The organism is Sorangium sp. So ce363, from assembly GCF_051520435.1.
Classification (GTDB): domain Bacteria; phylum Myxococcota_A; class Polyangia; order Polyangiales; family Polyangiaceae; genus Sorangium; species Sorangium cellulosum_B.
The window spans coordinates 1,378,452-1,401,337 of record NZ_CP150333.1 but is presented as its reverse complement, the minus strand read 5'-3'; the positions used below and the strand labels follow the sequence as shown (position 1 = coordinate 1,401,337).

17 protein-coding genes are annotated in these 22,886 nt (G+C 71.7%); 7 read left to right on the top strand and 10 right to left on the bottom strand.

The window, feature by feature from the left end; all coding sequences use genetic code 11:
- Window positions 1-154: 154 nt before the first annotated feature.
- Window positions 155-1,150 (bottom strand): glycosyltransferase family protein, encoded by a 996-nt coding sequence (locus WMF12_RS05275; protein ID WP_437744518.1) that lies wholly within the window; start codon window positions 1,148-1,150, stop codon window positions 155-157.
- 6 nt (window positions 1,151-1,156) lie between these two features.
- Window positions 1,157-1,306, bottom strand: a complete 150-nt coding sequence (locus tag WMF12_RS05270) for a hypothetical protein (protein ID WP_437744517.1) — start codon at window positions 1,304-1,306, stop codon at window positions 1,157-1,159.
- Window positions 1,307-1,703: 397 nt separating this feature from the next.
- Between WMF12_RS05270 and WMF12_RS05265 the strand changes: the two genes are divergently transcribed.
- Entirely contained in the window at window positions 1,704-3,212 is a 1,509-nt protein-coding gene (locus WMF12_RS05265; protein WP_437867402.1) for a serine/threonine-protein kinase, read from the top strand.
- Window positions 3,213-3,240: 28 nt separating this feature from the next.
- Here the strand turns inward: WMF12_RS05265 and WMF12_RS05260 are convergent, their stop codons facing one another.
- The 3 genes from WMF12_RS05260 to WMF12_RS05250 form a co-directional block, all read right to left on the bottom strand.
- The gene (locus tag WMF12_RS05260; protein ID WP_437867391.1) at window positions 3,241-4,557 is read right to left on the bottom strand and encodes a glycosyltransferase family 4 protein; all 1,317 of its coding nucleotides are present in this window, start codon (window positions 4,555-4,557) and stop codon (window positions 3,241-3,243) included.
- 285 nt (window positions 4,558-4,842) lie between these two features.
- On the bottom strand, window positions 4,843-6,870 hold the full coding sequence (locus WMF12_RS05255; protein ID WP_437867386.1) for an SBBP repeat-containing protein: 2,028 nt from the start codon (window positions 6,868-6,870) through the stop codon (window positions 4,843-4,845).
- 1 nt (window position 6,871) lies between these two features.
- Window positions 6,872-7,807, bottom strand: a complete 936-nt coding sequence (locus WMF12_RS05250) for a hypothetical protein (RefSeq protein WP_437867380.1) — start codon at window positions 7,805-7,807, stop codon at window positions 6,872-6,874.
- 278 nt (window positions 7,808-8,085) lie between these two features.
- On the opposite strand from WMF12_RS05250, the gene WMF12_RS05245 reads away from it, so the two are divergent.
- Window positions 8,086-9,810, top strand: coding sequence for a DUF1592 domain-containing protein (locus WMF12_RS05245; RefSeq protein WP_437867374.1), 1,725 nt, complete (start codon window positions 8,086-8,088; stop codon window positions 9,808-9,810).
- Window positions 9,810-11,192, top strand: coding sequence for a DUF1552 domain-containing protein (locus WMF12_RS05240; protein WP_437867367.1), 1,383 nt, complete (start codon window positions 9,810-9,812; stop codon window positions 11,190-11,192). Before WMF12_RS05245 ends, WMF12_RS05240 begins: the two co-directional genes overlap by 1 nt.
- 78 nt (window positions 11,193-11,270) lie before the next feature.
- Here the strand turns inward: WMF12_RS05240 and WMF12_RS05235 are convergent, their stop codons facing one another.
- Together WMF12_RS05235 and WMF12_RS05230 are read right to left on the bottom strand one after the other, a co-directional pair.
- Complete coding sequence (locus WMF12_RS05235) at window positions 11,271-12,482, bottom strand: PEGA domain-containing protein (protein WP_437867361.1); 1,212 nt, start codon at window positions 12,480-12,482, stop codon at window positions 11,271-11,273.
- Window positions 12,479-13,933 (bottom strand): serine/threonine-protein kinase, encoded by a 1,455-nt coding sequence (locus WMF12_RS05230; protein WP_437867356.1) that lies wholly within the window; start codon window positions 13,931-13,933, stop codon window positions 12,479-12,481. Before WMF12_RS05230 ends, WMF12_RS05235 begins: the two co-directional genes overlap by 4 nt.
- A 176-nt stretch (window positions 13,934-14,109) precedes the next feature.
- Here WMF12_RS05230 and WMF12_RS05225 point away from each other — a divergent pair, with 176 nt between their 5' ends.
- A complete protein-coding gene (locus WMF12_RS05225; RefSeq protein ID WP_437867348.1) occupies window positions 14,110-14,727 on the top strand; it encodes a hypothetical protein in 618 nt (205 codons plus the stop codon).
- A gap of 116 nt (window positions 14,728-14,843) precedes the next feature.
- Here WMF12_RS05225 and WMF12_RS05220 read toward each other — a convergent pair whose 3' ends face one another.
- Window positions 14,844-15,377, bottom strand: a complete 534-nt coding sequence (locus tag WMF12_RS05220; protein WP_437867344.1) for a hypothetical protein — start codon at window positions 15,375-15,377, stop codon at window positions 14,844-14,846.
- Between the two features lie 244 nt (window positions 15,378-15,621).
- Between WMF12_RS05220 and WMF12_RS05215 the strand changes: the two genes are divergently transcribed.
- Together WMF12_RS05215 and WMF12_RS05210 are read left to right on the top strand one after the other, a co-directional pair.
- The gene (locus tag WMF12_RS05215; RefSeq protein ID WP_437867340.1) at window positions 15,622-17,400 is read left to right on the top strand and encodes a hypothetical protein; all 1,779 of its coding nucleotides are present in this window, start codon (window positions 15,622-15,624) and stop codon (window positions 17,398-17,400) included.
- Between the two features lie 11 nt (window positions 17,401-17,411).
- A complete protein-coding gene (locus WMF12_RS05210; RefSeq protein WP_437867331.1) occupies window positions 17,412-18,986 on the top strand; it encodes a hypothetical protein in 1,575 nt (524 codons plus the stop codon).
- Between the two features lie 110 nt (window positions 18,987-19,096).
- On the opposite strand, the gene WMF12_RS05205 is transcribed toward WMF12_RS05210, so the two are convergent.
- Window positions 19,097-19,855: a type IV pili methyl-accepting chemotaxis transducer N-terminal domain-containing protein gene (locus WMF12_RS05205; protein WP_437867326.1), complete on the bottom strand. Its 759-nt coding sequence runs from the start codon at window positions 19,853-19,855 to the stop codon at window positions 19,097-19,099.
- Window positions 19,856-20,098: 243 nt separating this feature from the next.
- On the opposite strand from WMF12_RS05205, the gene WMF12_RS05200 reads away from it, so the two are divergent.
- A complete protein-coding gene (locus WMF12_RS05200) occupies window positions 20,099-21,898 on the top strand; it encodes a protein kinase domain-containing protein (protein WP_437867316.1) in 1,800 nt (599 codons plus the stop codon).
- Window positions 21,899-21,921: 23 nt separating this feature from the next.
- Here the strand turns inward: WMF12_RS05200 and WMF12_RS05195 are convergent, their stop codons facing one another.
- Window positions 21,922-22,716, bottom strand: a complete 795-nt coding sequence (locus WMF12_RS05195; protein ID WP_437867301.1) for an alpha/beta fold hydrolase — start codon at window positions 22,714-22,716, stop codon at window positions 21,922-21,924.
- Between the last annotated feature and the right edge of the window lie 170 nt (window positions 22,717-22,886).

Below are 22,886 nucleotides of genomic sequence, written 5' to 3'. Positions count from 1 at the left end.
CACGCTGCGGCCGCGAGCGCGGCCTGCTGCTCGGCACAGCAGCCATTCCTCGTCGGCCAATCGGCCTGTCGGCAGTGGGCGTAATTAGCAAAGCTCATGCCGCTTGTGTCGACTTCGGCCACGGTGCGAGGTGCGAACGTCGCGATGCACCTCGTCACGAGGCGCCCGCGCACGCCTCCTCCAGCAGGGTGAGCACGGCGGAAGGCGCGCTCGGCAGCGCGCGCTCCAGGTCGATGCGGGCGAAGTCGGCGGCGCGGCAGCGATCGAAGAAGCGCGCCACGACGTCCGGCGAGAGCGCCGCGAGCGAGCTCGCGACGGCGACGCCGGCCCGCTCGGCGAGGAGCGCGTTGAGCGTCTGCTCGTTGTGGCGGTCGTCGTAGAGCGCGAGCACGGGCTTGCCGGCGAGCACGCACTCGGCGAGGACGTTGCTGCCGGCGGTGGTCACGACCGCCGACGCGCCCTCGAGGTGACCGAGGAACGCGCCCGGATCGAAGGGGCGCGCCTCGACGCCGGGCACGTCGAGGCCCGGGTCGCCGAACGCGATGACGCGCCGGCCGTCGCGCGCGACGAGATCGAGCACGCGGCGCGCGTCGCACTCGCTGAAGTAGCAGACGACGGCCCCGGGCTCGCCGGCGCGCGCGGGGGCGAGCCGGCGCTCGGGCCGCGCGACGAGGGTGCCCGGCGTCTCCGGCTCGATCGGCAGGAAGTGGACGGCGACCGCGCGGCGCGCCCGGCTGGAGGCCCAGGTCGTGCGCCGGCACGCGAGCACCCGCAGCCTCGGCAGCCCCTCGGGCAGGCGGCAGCGCGAGAAGACGAGATCGTGGCCGAGCGCGACGGCGGGGATCCCGAGCGCGCGCGCGGCGAGCAGCGACGGGACGTCGCCGTCGCTCACGATGGCGTCGGGCCGGAAGCCCGCCTGCTCGACGATCTCCTTCGCCAGGCGGCGCGGGAGCTCGATCACGCCCGCGAGCCCGCGGTGGATCGGCCGCACGAGGCGGTGCTCCGGGAGCGCGCCGAGCAGGTCCGCCGCCTGGCCGCCGCCGTAGATCCGGAGCTCGTGGCCGCGCTCGCGGAGGGCTCCCACGATCGGGAGCGCGCGGCTCGCGTGCCCGCGCCCGCGCCCGTGGACGTAGTAGCCGATCTTCGCCACGGGCCGTCAGCGCACCGGCGCGCCGCAGCAGCCGCGCGCGCGAGAGAGGGCCCGTCCCAGGATCGCGCGCGGGCCCATGGCCGCCCGCGCGGGGGCCGCGCCGGCGAGCACGCCATTGCGGACCGCGATGATCATGAGCGCACGTCTCTGCTTCATCCCATTTCCCCGCGGATCGCCGCCGAGATCGCCGCCATGGCGGGGGTCTCGGAGCGAGCGCGGAGCGCCTCTACAACGAACGCCCCGCCGGCGGAACCCCGGAGGCGCGCTCGCCGCGCCGCGCCCGGGCGGCGCCCGCGTGGTGCGTACGACGTGGGCAACGCGTACGACGTGTGTGATGCGCGCGATGCGCGCCACACGTACGTTGCGTGCGACACGTGCGATGCGTCATTTCTCGCTCCTCCCGACGGGCGACGTGCGCTTTGACTCCGCGCCAGCGCAGGGCTCCAATGGCCTGCGATACGGCCCGCGCCGCACCATGACCGCCTCGAGCAGCTTCCATTCGACGGGATCCCAGGGACCTCGAGGCGTCAGCTCGGCGGACGAGCGCCGCGCGATGGCGCGGGGCCTCCCCACGGCGCTCGTGACCTGGCCCACGTTCGCGGCGCTCGACGTGTTCGTGGTGCTCGCCGTGTTTCCGAGCGCCTCGGTCACCCGGCTGCTGCTCTACCGGTTGCTCGGCGAGGTCATCCTGCTCTGGCTGTACCTCCTCGCCCGGCGCGAGCAGACCTCGGCCGAGCTCCTCGACGCGGCGCACGTCTTCGCGGTCTGGAGCACGGGGGGGCTCATCTCCGTGATGGCGCTGGAGTTCGGGGATCTGACCTGGAACTACATGCACGGGCTGTCGATCGTGATGCTCGTCGACGCGACGATCCTGCCCACGCACTTCTCGCGATCGCTCCGGATGACGATCCCGGTGGCGCTCAGCTTCCCCATCATCATGGGCGCGGGGGCGTCCCTCGACCCGGCGCTGGCTGCGCAGTGGACGTCGCCGCGGTCGCTCGTGATCTTCGCCTGCAACTACATCTTCGTGCTCGCCACCGCGATCCTGGTGTCGGCGGCGAGCCACGGCCTCTGGTCGGCGCGCCAGCAGGTCTACGAGGCCCGCAAGCTCGGCCGCTACCGGCTCGTGGCGCCGGTCGGTCGGGGCGGGCAGAACGAGGTGTGGCTCGCCTGGGACGAGTCGCTGCGCCGCGACGTGGCGCTGAAGCTGCTCCGCAGCGAGAGCAAGTCCGAGGGCGACGTGCGCAGCTTCGAGCGCGAGGCGCGCGCGACGAGCCGGCTCACGTCGCCGCACACGATCCGGATCTTCGATTTCGGCGCGAGCAGCGACGGCATCTTCTACATCGCGATGGAGCACCTGGCCGGCGCCGACCTGGCCACCCTGGTGCGCGATCACGGCCCGATGCCGCCCTCCCGGGTCGTCCACTTCGCGCGGCAGGCCTGCCTCTCGCTGGCGGAGGCGCACGACGCGGGCGTCATCCACCGCGACATCAAGCCCCACAACCTCTACATCACGCGCGTGGGGGACGAGCACGACGTGCTCAAGGTGCTCGACTTCGGGATCGCGAAGCAGGTGAGCCTGGAGGGAGACGCGAGCATGACGGACGTCGGCGTGATCAAGGGAACGCCGACGTACATGTCCCCGGAGATGATCTCGGCCGGCGCCGTGGACGCCCGGAGCGACATCTACTCGCTCGGGGTCACGCTCTATTACCTGCTGACGGGCGTGGCCCCCTTCGACGGCCGGAGCTTCGGCAAGCTCGTCTACTCGCACCTGACGATGCCGCCGATCCCGCCGTCGCTGCGCGCGCCCTGGCCGCTGTCGTCGGAGCTGGAAGAGGTGGTGATGCGGTGCCTCGCCAAGCGGCCAGGCGACCGTTACCAGAGCGCGCGCGAGCTGCTCGCCGCGCTCGACGCATGCGAGCCGGCGCCAGCGTGGACGCCGGACGACGCAAGGAGCTTCTGGACGGCGCGCGCCGCGATGCCGCGCGCCGAGCCGCCGCCCCCGGATCCCGGCCCCACCGTTCGCCTGCGGCCAGAAAAGGCCGTGCCCGTGGCCTGAGGCGGGGCCAGGGCGAGCGCGCGGCCCTTCAGGCCTGGCCGACCCCGAGCTGCGCGCCGTCGGGGAACCGCCGCGAGGGGGGCGGCGCCCGTCGCACGGACGCAGGGGGTTGCGCGTCCGCCTGGAGCGCGGGGCCCTTGTCGATCACGGGCACGCGCAGCGGCGCGGGCGCTGGTGAGCGCCGCTCGCTCCGCGCCAGGACGAGCGTGTCGTGGAGCGCGCGAGCGCTCTCGTCCCACCCCTTGCACCCGGCGAGCGCCGAGATCCGCTCGGGATCGTAGGGCGCGTGCGCCGCGCGCGCCATGGCGCCGGCCAGGGCGGGGAGATCGCCGGGCGAGACGAGCTCGCCGAGCTCGGGGCGGCTGATCACGTCGGGGATGCCCCCGACCCGCGTCGCGACCACCCGGCGGCCCGACGCGAGCGACTCGATCACGACGTTGGGCGTGCCCTCGTGATGGCTCGGCAGGACGAGCGCATCGCAGGCGGCGACCCAGCGCGCCACCTCGTGGTGCGGCAGGCGACCGGTCATCAGGACGCGCCCGCCGAGCCGCTCCGCCGCCGACCTGCAGGCCTGCTCGTCCGCGCCGCTCCCGACCAGCGCGAGGTCGATGTCGGGGTGCGCGGCGGCGATGCGCTCGAACGCGGCGATCGCGTCGAGCGCGCCCTTGTCGCGGAGCAGGTGGCCGACGTAGAGCAGCAGCCGGCGCTCCGCGGGGCGGCCCAGGGCGGCGCGGGCCTCGCCCCGGTCGCGCGGGTAGAACACGCCTCGATCGACGCCGTTCATGACGACATCGATGCGGTCGCGCCGGACGCCGAGCGCGTGCACCCCCTCGGCCAGCTGCTTGCTCACGGCGACGACGCGGGTCGCGCGCTGGAGACCCCACTCGAGCGAGGGCCTGACCGCCGGTTGCTGCGAGAGCACGTCGACGTCCGAGCCATGCACCTTGACGACCGCCGGGACGCCGAGCAGCTCCGCGAGGCACACCGCGGCGAATCCGTCCGGATAGGCGAACGAGCCCACGATGACGTCCGGCGCGGGACGGTGGCGCGCCAGCTCGACGAGCATGGACGCCGCATAGAGCGGGCCATTGAGATACGGCGCCACCTTGGGCACATAGAGGAATCGCGGGTGGCGCACCGGCAACCCCTCGATCACGTCCTCGCGAGGCGCGTCGCTCGACATGGACCACCGGGAGAACCTGGAAGCCCCCGGAAACCAGGGGATCGTCGCGAAGACGTCGATGTCGCAATACCTCGAGAGCGCGGCGAACTGCCGCCGGTTGAACGGCGCCTGTCCCGGGTTCGTCGCGTTCGGGAAGATCTTGGTGATAAGCAGGATGCGCATACCTCTGCTCCTTCGGACTCGCCCGCTCGGCTCGACGGAAATCCTGCGATCAGGGGAGCATCTCGCCGCGCGGTCGAGCGGTGTCGAGCAGAGAACATGCCACTCCGAGAAAACTGGAAACGAGGCAAGGAATGGGAGCAGCGTGCCCAGACGAGCGATGAGCGAACAGCCATGCTGCCCCAGCGAGGCAAATTGCCACGCGCCGTAGGTGACCTTGGCAGACGAGGTGGGCAAACAGCGCGCAGCGCTAGCGAGCGAGCGCGGCATTTGCAACGAGAACGGTATTTATAAAGAGAGCTTCGCGACGAACGCGTCGCCCTGGCCTGCGCTCGAGAGCCCCCCTTGACCGAAGTTGATGGCGCCGTAGAAACGGCCGGCGATCAGCACGCTCGCGCCTGAGCCCGCCGCCACGTCGAGGCCGACCTGCGTCTGGACGTCGCCGAACAGCTTGCTGAACACGTGATCGCCCGAGGCGCCGAGCTTGACCAGGTAGACATCGGTCTTGCCTCGGCTCGTCAGCGGCCCTCCGCCGAAGTCCGCCGAGCCGAACAGCGGCCCTGCGAGCAGGAGATTGCCGGCGGAGTCCACCGCGACGCTCGCGCGCGCCCCGGTCTCGAAATCGGTGAGCAGCTGGTCCTCGTCGTCGCCGAAGCGCCGGCTCATGAGGTGCGCGCCGGCGCCGGAGAGCCTGGCGACGAACAGATCCCGCCCGCCGGCGCTCACCATCGGCTCGCCGCCGAGGTCGATGGTCGACGCGAACGTGCCCGTGAGCGCCACGTCGCCCGTCGCCTGGTGGACCGCGACGTCGTGGGCCTCGTCCGCCTCGGCGCCGCCGAACCGGGCGCTCCAGACGTGGTCGCCGGAAGGACGGAGCTTGGCGAGGAAGATGTCGGAGAGGCCGGCGCTCACGAGCTGCGCGCCGCCCAGATCGATGGATCCCTCGAAATACCCCGCGACGAGCAGGTTGCCGTCGGCGTCGACCGCGATCCCGTGGGCGTAATCGTCGCCTTCGCCGCCGGCGCGCATGGCGAGGAGCGTCCGGCCGTCGTCCGAGGCGAGGCGCAGCACGAAGGCGTCGCGCATGCCCGCGCTCGTGAGCTCGCCGGCGCCGAAGTCGACGGCGCCGTGGTAGCCGCCCGCCACGAGGACGTTGCCCGCCGCGTCGACGGCGATGCGGTCGCAGCGATCCGCGCCGGATCCGCCGAAGATCCTGCTCCAGATGTGCTCGCCGCGGCCGCCCAGCTTGACAACGAAGACGTCGTCGCTTCCGTGCGACGCGAGCTCGCCGCCGCCGAGATCGACGCGGCCGAAGGCGCGGCCGGCCACGAGGACGCTGCCCGCCGCGTCGACCGCGAGCGCCATCGCGAACTGGTTGCCCTCGCCCGGGAACACCTTGCTCCAGAGGTGCGCGCCGAACCTGTCGAACTTCGCCACGAAGGCGTCCGTGCCGGTGGCCGTGAGCGGGCCGCCGCCGAAATCGACGGTCCCCTCCAGCTGGCCGGCCACGACCACGTTGCCGTCCGCATCGAACGCGACGGATCGGGCGTACTGGCCGGTCGCGTCGCCGAAGCCGCGGCTCCACACGTCCTCGCAGGCGGGCGTCGCGCCGTCGCAGTCCTCGTCGTCGGGCGTGTCGCACGCGTCGAACGCGGGCAGGACCTCCCCCATGCACGGGCCCCACGACGTGCCCTCCGCGTTGCAGACGCGCGTGCCGGCCGCGCAGCGCCCGACGCCGTCCGTCCCCTCCGGGCCCGTGTAGCACGCCTCCTGCGCGCTGGGCGTACACACGCAGCCGGGACAGCCGCAGTCGAGGCCGCTGCACGCGGCCGGCGTGAGCTCCGCGATCCAGGCGGCGACACACGCGATCTCCTCGGAGGAGTACGGGGCCCCCCCGAGCGGCATGCGCGCGCCGCACGAGGGCGCGTCGGTGAGCCGCACGTAGAGCGCGCTCTCCTCCGGCCGATCGGGGTCGGCGAGCACGCCGGCGCAGCTCGTGGCCGGGCGGCCGGCGACGCGATCGCCGACGCCGAGCGTGACGAGGTCGAGGCCAGCCGCGGGCTCGCCCGGCCCGTGGCAGCTCGCGCCGCCGCACCGCTCGGCGAACACCGCGGGCACGTCGGCGCACGCGGCCTGCGGGCCGCCGCCGCCGTGCCGCCGATCGAACCGCTCCTGATCGTCGATCGTCCCCGGACACCCCGCGAGCAGCGACAAGGCCGGAGCGATGAGCGCCGCCGCCGCCGTCGCCGCCGTCGCCGCCGTGAAGCGCCCGCCGCGACGGGCAGACCCGGCGCGCGCCGCGCGCGATGAGCGCACCTCACTCCCCATGATAAGCCACCCCCAGGTGAACGCTGAAGAGCTGGTCGAGCGCCCCGCCCGCGATGTACGTGTCCTCTGGCTCGGAGTCGAAGTCGTAGAAGAACCGCGCGTACGACGCGCCGGCGCGCGCCTCGAGCCCCGGCGCGAACGGGGCGGCGACCGCGACGCGGAGATCGACGCCGCCGGCGCTCGGCGCGCGGAAATGAGACGCGAGGGCTCCCATCGAGAGGGGCGCCTGGACCCCTCCCCCGGCCTCCAGCGCGACCGGGCCGACCGGCACTCGCCCGTCCACCCCCACGCGCAAGGCGACGTAAGACACCGACGCGGCGTCGCGCGACGGGTCGCCCGTCGACTCGATATCGAAGTCGGTCCAGCGGAGTCCGCCGCCCGCGAACAGGACCGGCCCGTCCTGCCCGGCGAGGCGGTAACGGCCCCGGAGGCCGGCGTGGAGCCGGCTCCACGAGGTCGATACGCTCGCTCCGCCGGCGCCCTCCGAGTCGAGGCCGAGGGCGCGAGCGTACGAGAGCTCGACACCGAGGTCGCGGAGCACCGGGACGGCGCTTCGCGCGAACGGGTACAGCTCGCCCCGGAGGGACGGCATGGGCACGCCCAGCACCTCGTAGGTGCGGAGGTTGTCGGAGAGCAGATCGCTATAGGACAGCGTACGACCCGCGATCTCGAGATCGACACCCGCGCTGAAGAGCGCGGTCCCCGCGGCGGGCGGGCGGGCGCCTTCATCGCGCTCGGCGCGATCGGCGCTGGACGCCGCGCTGGGATCGGCGAGCGCTGAGCCTGGCGAAAGGAGCGCCAGGAGCATCGACAGCGCCGAGAGCGCCGCGCCGAGCGGCGCGGCCGCAGAAGAGCGGCGCGCGCGGCGCCGCGGCGCCCGAGGAGAGAGAGGAGAGACAGGACAGGCGAGCGTTCGCCTTTGCATTGGGCGCGAGCATAGTCGCTCCGTACACCGCAGGTCGAGCCGCCTTCGAAGGCCGGAGTCCGCGGCAACGCCGTAAGACACGCGCACACGGGATGATCACATCGGCCCCGTGCTCCCACTTGATTCGGCCGCTCCGAGCGCGGCTCCTATCCGGGAGCGACGGTTTGCCATACGCTCCTTGAAGATGGCGAGATGGCGCGCCACGCACACGGCCGCGCCGCGCGCGCTGCACGGAGGGGAACGCGCCGTGCCCTGCTCGCGCTCGCCGACGAGGCACTATGGCTGAACCAAGAGCTCTCCGCTGGCCCATCGGCCTGCTCCTCCTCGCCTCCTGCTCAGGGCAGTTCGGCGATCTCCCCGCGAACGACGACGACGACGACGGCGAGGCGACGGCACCGCTCTGCGCCTCGATCGAGCCAGGCGAGTCGCCGCTCCGCCGCATGACACGGGTGGAGTACGACAATACGATACTCGATCTCCTCGGCGACGACAGCCGCCCTGCGAGGGGCTTCGTGCCCGAGGAGGAGTCGCTCGGCTTCAACAACCAGGCGGCGGCGCTCGTGGTGAGCCCGCTGCTCGCGGAGCAGTACATGACCGCCGCCGAGGGCATCGCGGCGCGCGCGGCGGGCAAGCTGCTCGGCGAGGCGCCCTCGTGCCGCGGGGCCGCGGCGGGCGCCGCGTGCCGCGGCGAGATCACGGCGCTCATCGCGTCGCTCGGCAAGCGGGCGTTCCGCCGGCCCCTCGCCGAGGACGAGATCGCCGAGCTCGCGGCGCTCTTCGACCGCGGGCTCGGCCTCGGGGACACGCCCGACGACGCGTCGACCGGCCTCTCGCTCGTCGTCCAGGCGATGCTCCAGTCGCCGCACTTCCTCTACCGCGTCGAGCTCGGCATGCCGGATCCGGTGGAGGGCGACGTCGTGCCGCTGACCTCGTACGAGATCGCCTCGCGGCTCTCGTACCTGCTCTGGGGCACGATGCCCGACGACGCGCTCTTCGCGGCCGCCGAGGAGGGGGCGCTCGGCACCGCCGCGGAGATCGCGGCGCAGGCGCGGCGCATGCTGGACGATCCGCGGGCGCGCGAGGCCGCGAAGAACTTCCACCGCCAGTGGCTCGGGCTCTCGAAGATCGACGAGATCGCCGCGGGCGGGAGGGACCCGGAGCTCTACCCCGAGTACCGGGACGAGCTCCTGCCGCTGTTCCAGGCCGAGACCGAGGCGTTCCTGGATCACGCGATCTTCGAGGAGGACGCGAGCGTGAGCACGCTGTTCACGGCGTCCTATTCGATGATGAACCGGGAGCTCGCCGAGCTCTACGGCGTCGAGGGAGGCCCGAAGGGCGAGGCGTTCGAGCGGGTGGAGCTCGATCCGTCGCAGCGCGCCGGCTTCCTGACGCACGCCGGGCTGCTCTCGCTCTACGCGAAGCCGAACCGGTCCTCGCCGGTGCACCGCGGCCGGTTCGTGCGCCAGAGCCTGCTCTGCCAGATCCCGCCGCCGCCGCCGGACGTGGTCCCGGAGCCGCCGATGGTCGACCGGACGAAGACGACGCGCGAGCAGTTCTCGCAGCACGTGTCCGACCCGGGCTGCAGGAGCTGCCACACGCTGCTCGACCCGATCGGGTTCGGCTTCGAGCACTACGACGCGCTCGGCCGCTGGCGGGACGCCGAGAACGGCATCCCGGTCGACGCCAGCGGCGAGCTCACGCAGACCGACATCGACGGGCCGTTCGACGGGGCGGTCGAGCTCGCGCAGCGGCTCGCGGAGAGCGAGCAGGTGCGCGCGTGCGTCGTGAAGCAGTGGTTCCGCTTCGGTTATGGCCGCGCCGAGCAGCGCGAGGACGCCTGCAGCCTCTCGCAGGCGACGGAGGCGTTCGAGGCGTCCCGGTACAACATCAGGGCGCTGCTCGTGGCGCTCACCCAGACCGACGCGTTCCGCTACCGGCGCGAGATCAACGTGGGAGACGACGCAGGGGGCGCCTCGGAGAGCGCCCCGGGAGGAGAGCCGTGATGAAGCCGTACCGACTCAGCCGCCGCGCCGTGCTCAGGGGCCTCGGCGGCGCGGCGCTCGCGCTGCCGTTCCTCGAGGCAATGGGCTGCTCGAAGCGGCTCGCGCCGGCGTCGGAGCAGACGGGGCGGGCCGCGTTCGGGCTCGAGTTCCCGAAGCGGTTCATCGTGCTCTACACGCCGAACGGGACCGTCCCGCCGGACTTCTGGCCGTCGTCCTCGACGTTCCAGGACGGCGAGGAGCTGTCGCCCATCCTCGCGCCGCTCAAGGACCACAACAGGGATCTGCTGGTCCTCGGCAACGTGAGCGCGCTGTCGGCGCTGACGGGGCCGGGCGACGCGCACCAGAAGGGCACGGGGCAGTGCCTGACCGCGCGCGCGATGCAGGAGGGCGACTTCCCCGGCGACGCCGGGCTGTCGTGCGGCTGGGCCGACGGCATCTCGCTCGACCAGGAGATCGCGAACCACATCGGCACGAAGACCAAGTTCCTCTCGCTCGAGCTCGGCGTGCTCGTCTACGGGGCGACCGTGGGCGCGCGCCTCGCGTACCGCGGGCCGGCGCAGCCGCTGCCGCCGGAGAACAGCCCGTACGCCGCGTTCGACCGGCTCTTCTCCGACCTGTCGGTCGCGCCCGCCGACGCGACGCGGAAGACCGAGCAGCGCAGGGCGGTGCTCGGCAAGGTGGCCTCGGACTACGACCGGCTGCGCAAGCGGCTGGGCGCCGCGGATCGGCTGAAGCTCGACGGGCACCTCGCGTCGGTGGAGGACATCGCGTCGCGCCTGGATCGCGGCTCGGCGCCGACCTCGCCGGCGTGCGCCGCGCCGGCGCTGACGCCGGATCTCGACGTCGACAAGGTCGCCAGCATGCCGGAGCTCTGCCGGCTCCAGCTGGATCTCATCGCGATGTCCCTCGCCTGCGATCTGACGCGGGTCGCGAGCCTGCACTTCACGAACTCCGCGACGACCAAGGTGCTGAGCTTCCTCGGGCCGGACATCACCGAGGGCCACCACCCGATGGCGCACAACGGCTACGCCGATCAGGTGAACCGCGAGCGGCTCACCAGGATCAGCCGCTTCTACGCCGAGCAGCTCGCGTACTTGATCGCCAAGCTGAAGAGCATGCCGGAGGGCGACGGCACGGTCTTCGACAACACGGTGATCTTCTGGACCAACGAGCACGCGGACGGCAATCACCTGCGCAAGAACATCCCTTATGTCGTCGCCGGGAGCGCAGGAGGTCATTTCAAGACGGGCCGATACGTCGTCCAGCAGAAGGAGGTCGCGCACAACGACCTGCTCCTGTCGCTGCTCCACGCGATGGGCATCGAGGCCGACACGTTCGGCGACCCGGACTTCTGCACAGGACCGCTGGTAGGGATGATCTGACGGCGGCCTGCCGGCCGCGCTCGCCAGCGCGAGGCGCAGGTTCGTGGGCGAGCGCCGCCGTGGACCGCGGCGGCCCCCTCAAAACCGGCCACCGAATCCGGTCGGGCGGCCCTCGCTGGGGGCTCCCTGGCCCGCCCCCACCTGCTCGGGATGGGGGTCGTGCGCGAGGAGGAGGCCGGCCGACAAGGCCGCGGCGACGACCGCCCCGGCGCCGGCGATCCATACCCACGACGGCGTCCCGCCGCGCTTCTCGGCCGGCACCAGGCCGACGCGGACGCTGCTCAGCGCCTCGTCCTGAATCCGTATCTGAGCCTGGTAGGGCACCTTCCCCGGCGCCGACACCCTCACCACGTGACGGCCGCTCGGCACGATGCCCTCCCACTGCCCTTCGCCCAGGAACTCGCCGTCGAGCGCGAGGCGATCGCCCGGAGAGGCAAGGATGGAGAGCCTGCCGCCGTTCATCGGCCGCGCCAGCCGGACGTCGAGCGCCAGCTGCGCGCCAGGGGACACGCTCTCCACGCGGAGGTGCTCCTTGAACCCCGGCTTGAAGACACGGATTCGCCTCGTGCCGGCGTCGACGATCACCTTGCCCGGGAGCGGCGTCTTCCCGATCAGCTCGCCGTCGATCGTCACCTCCGCGTCCCGCTCGCTCGCGGCGATGTCCAGGTGACCGACGAGGGCGCTGGCGTTCCGCTCGACCTCGGCGATCGTCGCCCAGTCCTCCGGGAGCAGGACGCCCCGGTCCTCCTGCTTCAACCTCTCCACCAGCGCAAGGAGCTGGCTGTACCGGTGCATCTTGGAGGTGCAGGCGATCATGTTCCAGAGGAGGCGCGCGTCCTTCGAGCTCTCGTAGGCGCTCTGGAACTTGAGGAAGGCGCTGGCGAAGTCGCCGTTGCGAAAGAGCGTCTTGCCGGACTCGTAATCGGCCCTGGCCTCACCGCTCAGCCGCTCGCGGGCGGGCGCAGAAGCAGCCTCGCCCGGCGCGGAAGGGGCCGGCGGGGGAGCGGCCGGCGCGGGAGCCGCCGCCGGCGCGGGAGCGGCATTCGCAAGAGCCGCCGGCGCGGGAGCGGTCGGCGCAAGAGGCGCGGGCGCGGGAGCGGCCGGCGCAGGAGCCGCCGCAGGGGCGGGCTGGGGTTGCTGCGCGGCCGCGCCGCCGGCCGTGGTCAACACCACGATGGCGACCGCTGGCGCGAGCCCCGTCACCGGGCGGCGCGAACGCACCGGCGCCTCGCCTGTATCCGGCTGGAATGCGGGGTGCCGCCGGTCGGAGGCCGGAGGTTCCTGTCTCATTTGATCGGTAGTTCCAAGGGATTCGTCCCTCCGGGCGCCGACGGCGCCTTCAGCGTCGCCGACGCGCTCGTCGCCGGGGGCGCGCGCCGGCCCTCGAGCGCCGCCCCGGAGGGCGCCGCGTCGTTGGCCGGCGCGACGACCGGGGAGACCGACGGCGGCTGTGGCGGCGAGGCGTCACGGACGGCCGGCGGCGGCTCCGGCGCGATCAGCGGGTCCGCGCCGCGCGCCGCGGTGTCCTGCCGCGCGCGCCGCGGCGCCGTGTCGTCCCGCGAGGCCGCCGCGGCCTGCAGCGCCGCCGCCTCCGGCGCTCTGCCTGGCAACGCGACCGCGCCCCAGAGGGCGAGCGCGAGCACGGCGATCGCGACCGCCCCGAGCGCCGCCCCGAGGATCCTGCGCGACCCGGGCCGCGCGGACGTCCGCGTGAGCCCCCGCGTCGTGGGCAGGAGGCTCGCCATCGCGCCGGACGGGGCGCTCGGAGGGCCGCTGGCCGTCACGAGCCGCGGCGGCGGCACCGAACCGGTCGGCGGCGGCGTCGCCTGCGCCCCCGCCCCGAGGATCCGCGCGGCGCGCTCCGCGCGCTCCTGCCCGCCCGCCGTCGCGAAGGGCACCAGCGCGCGCGCCAGGTCGGCCACGGTCTGCGGCCGCCGGGCCGGATCCTTCTGGAGGCAATGGAGGATCGCGGCCTCGAGCCCCGGTGGGATGTCGCTCCTGAGCGCGGTGGGCGGGATCGGCTCGGCGCTCGCGACCTGCAGCACGAGCTCGGCGAGCGCCGGGGCCTCGAACGGCGGCTGCCCTACCAGGAGGCGGTAGAGCAGCGCGCCGAGCGCCCACACGTCCGAGCGGGCGTCGACCGAGCGCGACGACCGCATCTGCTCCGGGGACATGTAGATGGGCGAGCCGAGCATCTCCCGCGTCTGCGTCAACGATACGCCGACGCCCTCGGTGCTGCCCGGCACCTCCTTCGAGATCCCGAAGTCGAGGACCTTGATGAGCGTCGCCCCGCCGGGCGTCGTCGTGAGGAAGAGGTTCGCCGGCTTGAGATCGCGGTGCACGATGCCCGCGGCGTGCGCCTCGGCCATCGCCAGGCAGGCCTGCAGGACGTAGTCGGCCGCGTCCACGACGCTGAGCGTGCCGCGGGCGCGGAGCACATCGGAGAGATCTTCGCCCTCCAGGTACTCCATCACGATGTACGGGATGCCCGAGCCGAGCTCGCCGACGTCGAACACCCGCACGACGTGCTCGCCCTTGAGGCGGACCACCGCGCGCGCCTCGCGGAGAAACCGCTGCACGAGCGCCGGGCTCTCCGTGCTGAGAAGGAGCTTGATCGCGACACGCTGCGGAAGGAACAGGTGGCTCGCCGCGACCACGATGCCCATGCCGCCTCGGCCCACGACGCGATCGACCCGGTACTTGCCGGCGATGACGTCTCCTTCGACGACAGGTGGCTTCATGAGAGCTCCGTGCTTCACGCCCGGCCACGGGGCGCGCCGCCATCCGAGCCTGCTGTGGTCGACGGTAGCACAGGTGCCCCCCGGCCGGTCCATCGACGGAGGCGTGCCCTCGTCTGCGATCGCGGGCCGGAGGGCGATACGATGCGACGATGAAGCGCTCACCTCGATGCATCTCAATGGCGGTAGGCTCGCTCGCGCTGCTCGTCCAAAGCGCGTGCGGCGGCGCGGTGATCATGGACGGCGGAGGAGGCGGGGCCGGCGGCGCGGGCAGCACGACCGGCCAGGGCAGCACGACCGGCCAGGGCAGCCCGGATGGCCCGGATGGCCCGGATGGCCCGGATGGCCCGATCTCGACGACGAGCTCGGTCGCGCCGTCGCCGACGACCTCGGGCGGCGGTGGGCGCCGGGTGAGCGCGATCGTCTTCGGCGACTCGTCGAGCGTGACGCTCCGTGTCTCCACCCTGGCCCTGTCCTGCAGCGATCCCGACGCGAACCCCACGTACGAGCCCTGCAGCGACTGGTGGGACCTGGAGCTGCGCATGCCCGAGTCGATGCTCGCCGTGGGCGAGGTGGACACGGCGAGCGGAGATCTCACGATCTTCGGGACGTCCTCTCGCGCGGACTGCAGCAGCACGGGGGCCGTCACCGGCGGCGGCGACGCGGGATTCGGCAGGCTCACCATCACGGCGATCGACCCGAGATCGGTCAGCTTCGAGCTCTCCGACGTGGGTCCCGTGTTCGTCGACGACGACCCGAACGGCCGCTACGTCGCGCCCCGGTGCGCCGCGCGGTAGCACCGCGCCGCCGGAGAAAGAATTCACGGCGATTGGACGGGCTGCTCACCGGTCGCGCTGGACCGGACCTGCGCTCGCATGCTCGATGTGAGCAGCGGCTCGATGGGCAGGGTTCTTCACTCCAGCACGACGCTCACGCTCTTCGTGCCCTCGTATCCGTCGCCGCGCACGGTCACCGCGATCTCCAGCTTCTGACCTTCGAGCGTCTCGCGATCCCACGCGAAAGGGTGGTAGAACGCGCCGTCCGAGACCAGGAAAGAACCGGTCTTGATGAACTGGACGTTGAACTGCGCGGCGGCGAGCCCGCGGGGATCGTCGGCGAGCGGACCCTCGAACTCGTTCGCGAGGCGCACCACATGGCACGTCTCCTCCGCGTCGCCGGGCAGGGCCTCCACCTGGACCCAGGGCGTGATCATCATCGAGCCCTGGTTGCCGAGGATCAGTTGCACGCTGGCGCCGTCGGCGTAGGGCACGAACGTCCCGGACGACGCGTCGCCGATGTCGACGGCGCGGGTCTCGGTGAAGTCCTCGCCGAACAGCGCGGGACAATCGCTGGCTTCCGCGGGGATCGACGGCTCACGGTCGACAGGGCCACACCCGGAGAGGGACGCGAGAAAAGAGAAGGCGGACGGTAAAAGGCAGGATCGCATTGCGCGCGCAGAGCTCCGAAAAACGCCGGGACGAGCCGGACAGGAGAGACGCCGGCTCGCAGAGGCGCGAGGGCGAGGGCGAGGGCGAGCTGTAGCACGCCGGGTCCGGAGCAACCTCGGCGAGCAAAGCGCGTCCGAGTGGCACGCGCGCTGCTATCGGCTCGCGGCGATGCTGAACTCATCACGGCGAAACGCCGGCGGCCCCGCAGGTGCTCTGACGTTGGTGTCGCGGTCACGACAATCTGTGTCGCCTCGATTCGCGGTCCTCCGCCACCCCCTCTTCCTTGGCGCCCTGGCGCTCCTGGTGGTCAACGACCACCTCCTGAAAGGCGCCGGGCTCTTGCCAGGCGCGCTCACCGGCAAGCTCAGCGACCTCGCCGGCCTCGTGGTCGCCCCCGTCCTCGCAGCGGCGCTCGTGGACACGCGCACCTCGCGCGGGCGAGCGCTGGCGTTCGCGGCGGTGGTCGCGCCGTTCGCGGCGATCAAGCTCTCGGCCGCTGCCGCGCAGCTCCTCGTGGGGCTCGTGGGGCTCGCGGGGATCACGTGGCGTATCTGGCAAGATCCGACGGACCTGGCCGCGCTCGTGGTTCTCGTCCCGGCATGGCGCCTCTCGGCGCGCGCGGCTTCCAGCCGGGAGCTCTCGGCCCGGAGCGCCGAGGAAGGCTCGCGCACAGCCTGGGTGCTCGAGCGCACGATCCTGGGGGCGTCCGCCGTCGCCTGCGTCGCGACCGGCACCCCCGCACCCGAGGGCTATTCCACGGACGCCTATCTCATCAATGCCACGTCCGGGATCGTGGACGTTCGCGTGCGCTGGGTGGACGCGTCGCTCGATTGCTCTGCCGTCACCTCCGGCGATCCGACACGCATGTTCGGGCCGAGCGCGTTCAACCTCGGGATCACGTATCGGCTGGACCCGCAGGACACGCTCCCGCTCAACCGGGCCGTGGCCCACCTCGCCGCAGGCAACTTCGAGGAGACGGTGCCGGCCTCGGAAGAGCCTTGCGAGGTGGTGCTGCTCGAGACGGATGGAATGCGGCCTGTGATGGCATGGTGGTCCGACCTGCAATTCGTCCTGATTCCGCAGAACGTGAACGACAACAGGGATTTCTGGGAGGACACGGAGATGTTGGCGGGGCGCGTCGCGCTGAAGCCGCTCACGGTGGTGGCGCCCGGACAGGTGAAGACGGGCGCGCTGCAGACGAACGTCGTGCCCTCGGTGTGCGCTGGCGCACCTCAATCGTCCTTCCAGTGGGCGGGCCCCTGGTCGAAGCAGGTGGTCGGCGAGATCGCGAACATCGATGGACTGTCGGATGGCTGCATCGAATTGACCATGAACTACCCGCGGCTCGGCCCCGGCAATGGCTCGGGCGGCGCTGGCGGCGCGGGCACTGGCGGCGCGGGTGCCGGCGGAGCCGGCGGCAGCGGCGCTGGCGGCGCGGGCACTGGCGGCGCGGGTGCCGGCGGAGCCGACGTTGGAGGCGCTGGCGGCGCGGGTGCCGGCGGAGCCGACGTTGGAGGCGCTGGCGGCGCGGGTGCCGGCGGAGCGGGCGGTGATGATGGAATGGGCACCGGCGGCGAGGGCAGCGGCGAGCCGGACCCGAGCTTCACCCGTCAGACTCACTACCTGTGCATTCCGATCGAAGACTTCCCGTTCTCGGCGGGCGAAACGGTAGAATGGTTCGACAAGGGCGACCACCTCGAGGTCTCGGCCGTCGACTCGACGAAGCGGCTCGAGGTCTATCTCAACGTTGTCGAGCTCCAGCGCGCGGACCTCGCTGCCTCGCTCGAGGCAACCGAGTGCGAGGGCGACCGGCTGAGCTGCGGCGCCTACGTCACCGACGCGGTGGTGGCGGTGCAGAGCGGCGGCGAGAAGACCCTGCTGGGCCCTGGAGACGCCCTCGAAGGGCCGGATTTCCGCGTGCGGGTCGGCCGCGCCGAGCGCGTGCTCGCCGGGCGTGACGAGTGCGACGCGGGGTACCAGACGCCCAGCGCGTCCGCGGACCTGTTGATTGTTTACGAATGAGGAGAGGTCATATGTTGTCGAAGATGAAGCTGGTCTCACTCGGCCTCTGCGCCGCCGCCGTCGGTTGCGGCACCGACAGCAGCGACGGCGCGGGCAGCGACGTCCCCACAGGCTCGGTCAACGTGGCCCAGGGCGGGGCGCAGGACATTTCCCAGTTCCGCGCGATCGTGAAGGCGGGGAAGGTGCCCGCGCTCGACACGCTGGATCCGATCGGGTTCTTCGCCGAGCACGCGATCGACCTGCCCCACGCCGACTGCGGCAAGGACGTCTGCATTCACCCGTTCCTCGCGGTGGCGCCGCGCTTCAACGAGGGTAACTGGACGATGGCCTTCGTCGCGATGAACACCGCGGTCGACCCTTCGATGCTGGACAGGCCGCCGGTTCACCTGGCGATCGCCGTCGAGAACAGCCGCTTCGCCGGCATCGATGAGAGCGCGCTGGACGCGGGAATGGGAGGGCTGCTCGAAAGCCTCCGTCCCGAGGACCGCGTCAGCGTCATCCGCTATGGCGAGAGGGTCGAGCGCCGCGCCTTCCTCGCAGCGCCGGAGTCGGCGGAGCTCACGCGCCTCATCGCCGACGAGCGCCTCGGCGACGGCGCCGGCGAGCTCGTCGGCCTCTACGAGGGGATCGCCGCCGCCGAGAACGCGTTCGAGGAGGGCGACGCGGCGGGCTTCGAGGGCGCGCACCGCGTGCTCCTGCTCACGAGCGGGCACGCGACCAGCGGTATCACCGATCCCGACCGCATCCTCGGTCTGGGCGAGGCGCTCGTGGAGAACGGCACGGCGTTCGGCGTGATCGGCGTGGGGGAGAGCTTCCTGGTGAAGATCCCGTCGGCGCTGGGCTCGATGGGCGCGGGCACGTACGCCTACGCGCTGAGCCCGGGCGACCTCGGCGGTTTGCTCTCGGAGGAGGGGAAGACCACGCTCTTCCCGCTGGCAACGGACTTCAGCCTGGAGGTGACCCCGTCCGCCGGCTACAAGGTGGGGCGCATCTACGGGACGAAGCGGGCGACCGCCAGCGCCGCGGGGGCGGCCCTGGAGATGCCGGCGCTGTTCATCGGCCAGCGCGACGGCGCGACCGACGTGGGCGGCAGCCGCCGCGGCGGCGGTGGCGGTCTGTTCGTGGAGCTCCTCGCCGACGCGTCCCTCGGCGACGACATCGGGCCGGACAAGGCGGCCTTCCAGGTGACGGCAGGCTGGACCTCGGCGAAGGACGGAGCCGCGCAGAACGTCGACACCACGCTGCTCAACGCGCTGCCTCCCGGGCAGAACCCCGACTCGATGTGGTGGAACATCTCCGACGGCGGCTCGGGCAAGCCGTACATGATGCTGAACATGTACCTGGCGCTGCGCGGCGCGCTCGACTTCTACCAGGCGGGCGACTGCCGGCGCTCGCTCGGGGTCATCGAGATGATGAAGCCGTCGGTCGGGGGGTGGCTCGGGGAGTACCCGGACACGGACATCCAGGACGACAACAACCTGATGTTGATGTTGCGACAGAACATCGAGGATGCCTGTCGTGAATCGCAGTCGTCCACGGAGCCCACGCCCCCCTTCGACTTCGACGGCGGCTGCGGTTGGCTGTGACCGCCACCTTCCCCCTCTGAACGCCGCTCGGCGGAGGTGGGGGCGGGGGGGCGCGCTCCCTTCATCCCGAGAGGGGAAATCGACAGGCGGTCACGGAGAGCCGATGTGCATCACGGCTGTCCGATACCCGCGATCGCCCGGAGCGCCTGGACCGTGTTGTCGAGGTGCCCCCTGGCCTGGACGAGGTGGCTGATCGTCCTTCGGATCTCGCGCACCGCCGGGCGGAAGATATAGAGCCCTTCGAGAAAGAGGACCCCCAGGGTCACACACAGCAGGATCAGCTCGACGAGCCGGAGCCGCTCGATCCGCGCCGTCGCCTCGTGGGCAACCTGAGAGACGACCCGGTCCATCCCGCTCAGGAAGCCCGGCTCCGCGGCGAGGATCGCGGCGACGATCGGCTGGATGGCGGCCGCCTCCACCGGCTTTTCGCCGCCGGCGCCGACCGCGGCGAGGAGATCCTTCCCGTCCCGGAGCATGCTCTGGTGCAGCGGCTCGATCGCCTGGAACATGCGGGTCACCTCCGGCGTGTTCTTCCCCGGCAATCCCATCGCCGGATCGCCGTGCTGGAGCGCGCGATGCGACCGCTCCCAGAGCGCCATCGCCTGCGCCAGCTCGTCGGCGCGGCCCTTGCGCTCGGCGGGGTCGGTGGTCACCTGGAACGTGAGCGCGGCCTTGCTGAGCCGCTGGCTGAGCATTCGCTGGCGCCCGGCCACGTTGACGACGTGGGCGTCGCTCGTCTGCTGGTTCAACGCGTGCTGCACGAGGAGCTGCGCCACGACCGACAAGAGCGCCACGGCGCCGAGCGCGCTGACGTACAGGCGCGTCAACCGGCGGGTCGGTGCCAGGAGCTCAGAGGAAACCTGCGCCATTGTTCTCTCTCCATGGGCGAGGAGGGAGACATTACCCGCGCATCGGAACGAACATGTATCGCTCATGTTTCCACAGATTGCTTTGCGCGCGCTGCCCCGCGCTCCGCCATTTCAGGCGGACGCATTCAAAAAAAGCTGACTTCTCATGACCGCTCCATGGTAAGACTCGCCCGAGAGCGCTCATCGCGAGGCCCCTTTGCGCTGGCCTTGCAGTAGCGTCCACTGGAACCAGGAGAATGTCTCATGCAAGAGCGTACCGCGTTGGCCGCGGGCGGCGCGCCGCCGAGCACGGCCGGAAACGCACCTGAGCTCTTGCCGAAACAGTTCGGCAAATACACGCTCCTGTCGAAGCTGTCGGCGGGGGGCATGGCGGAGATCTTCCTCGCGCTGCATCGCTCGTCCTTCGGCTTCGAGAAGCTCGTGGTGATCAAGCGCATCCTGCCCTCGATGAACCAGGATCCGTCGCTTATCGACATGCTGCTCCACGAGGCGCGCATCGCGGCGACGCTCTCGCATCCCAACATCGTCCAGACGTTCGACGCCGGGCAGGTGGACAGGACGTATTTCATCGCGATGGAGCACATCCACGGCGAGGACGTCGGCTCGATCGTGCGCGAGGCGGCGGAGCGCGACCCGGGAGGGATCCCGCTCGAGCACGCGCTCAGCATCATCCTCGGCGTCTGCGCGGGGCTCGCGTACATCCACGACAAGCGCGGCCTCGACGGTGCGCCGCTCGGCATCGTCCACAGGGACATCTCGCCGCGCAACGTGGTCGTGAGCTACACGGGGGACGTGAAGATCGTCGACTTCGGCATCGCGCGGAGCGAGCTCGGCGACGTCGAAGAGCAGAGAGAGAACGTGCTGATGGGCAAGTTCGCCTACATGGCCCCGGAGCACGTGGCGGGGGATCGCATCGACCATCGCGCGGACATCTTCGCCGCCGGCGTGGTCCTGTTCGAGATGACGACGGGCAGACGTCTGTTCAAGGGCGGTACCCAGATGCGGACGCTCCTCCAGATCCACGGCTCGGAGTACCCCCTCCCGAGCGCGATCAAGCCCGGCTACCCGAAGGGGCTGGAGAAGATCGTCCTGCGCGCGCTCGAGAAGCGGCGCGAGGATCGCTACCAGTCTGCCCGGGAGATGCACGCCGCGCTCGAGGAGCTCATCCGCGACGAGCGCATCCCCGCCTCGCCCATGGGCCTCACGGCATGGATGGAGTCGCTCTTCCGGGACAAGCTCGCTCGCCACAAGGAGGCGCTCCTCGGCGTCAGGCAGCTCATCGACGTGATCGCGGCGCAGCAGCAGCGCTGGTCGCTGGAGATGAGCGGCGGCGCGACCGTCTCCCAGAGCGGCGTCCCGACGAGCACGAGCCCGACGACCTTGAGCAGCCCGCCGCCGCTCGCGGGCAAGGGAGGTGTTGCGGCGTTCATCCCGGCCGCCAGCGCGCTCGCGCTCGTGCCTGGGTTCCTCTACATGCAGGGGCAGCTCTCGGAGCGGCACGCCGAGTTCATGACGATGGTCCACGACGCCCAGGCGAGCCGCCAGGAGCCGCCCGCGCAGGTCGAGGCGAAGGGCTCGCTGGAGATCACGAGCAAGCCGGAGGGCTGCACGTTATGGGTGAACGGCGAGCGTCACCCCGTCGCCACGCCGGCCAAGCTCCACGGGCTTCCGCTCGGGCGTGAGCTCCACATCAAGCTCACAAGAGACGGATACAAGCCGTACCGCACGGCCGTGAAGCTGAGCGACGAGGCGCGCTTCAAAGAGATCGTGGCCGATCTGGAGAGGCTCACGGCGACGGTGGTGCTCTGGGTCGATCCGCCGGCCAACGTCGTCGTCGACGGGAAGCTCTGGAAGGGCAATCGCACGAGGATCGAGGGGCTCACGGTGGGCGAGGGACACCGCTTCGTGCTGTCCGCCCCTGGGCATGCCTCCAGGACGCTGATGGTCAACGTGGAGCCGGGAGAGATGAAGACGCTGAGCGTCCGGCTTCCGAAGCTCGGCGCGCAAGCGCCGGTGGAGGAGCGCGCCGAGGGCGCGCAGTGACGCCGCGCGCCGCGCGTCTCCCGTTACGCCCGGATCTCCACCGGCTCGCCCGGATCACCGCGCAGGAACGCCAGCGCCGCGCGGGCGAACGGCTCCTTCCACTCGCCGAAGATGGGGCCGTGTCCGCCGTTCGGCACGATCCACAGGCAGGAGCGCGGGATGGCGCGGTACAGCTCCAGGGCGATCTCGGCCGGGTAGAGGGGATCGCGGTCGCCGCTCACGATCATCGTGCGCGCCGTGATGGTCGACAGGTGGGGGGGCGTGAAGCTCATGTCGTCGTGGCTGGCCGCGAAGCGGCGCGGCTGATTCCACAGCGCTCGGATCTGCGCGTCGCCGAGCGCGTGGCGGCTCCTCATGTCCCGCCATTCCTCCTCCGAGCGGCCCTCGTCGGAGATGAGGCGCATGATCGCCCTGGCCTGCTCGGGGAAGTACGGTGTCGCGGACACGAGGACCATCGACGCGACGCGATCCGGCTGCTGCGTGGCCAGGTGCAGGAGGCACTTGGCGCCGAAGCTGAGGCCGATGGCCCGGAACGCCTTCACCCCCAGGTGGTCGAGGAGGGCGAACACGTCGGAGGCGCACTGACGGATGGTCAGGTCGCCCGCCGGGTTGGTCGAGCGGCCGTGGCCGCGCAGATCGGGGACGATGACCGTGTGTCCACACGCGAGCTCCGCGAGGTCGAAGACATGAGCCCAGTCCCCGCTCGCTCCGGTGAAGCCGTGGAGCAGCACGAGCGGCGGCCCTTCGCCGCGGAGCTCGTAATACATCTCGATGTCGTTGACGGGCGCGGTGCGCCCGGTGGCCGTCGCTGTCGCCATTCGCTCCTCCGATCGCTCGACCGCGGCCGATCCGCGGCCGGTCGCACACGATCTGTAAGCGGTGCTCTTCGCTCTTGATAGCTGTGCCCTTCTCGCATAGAATGCCAGTCGGCTGCTGAGGGGACGGCCAACCGGCGGTTCACGCAGGGCGCGCGGAGCTCGCGGATGGC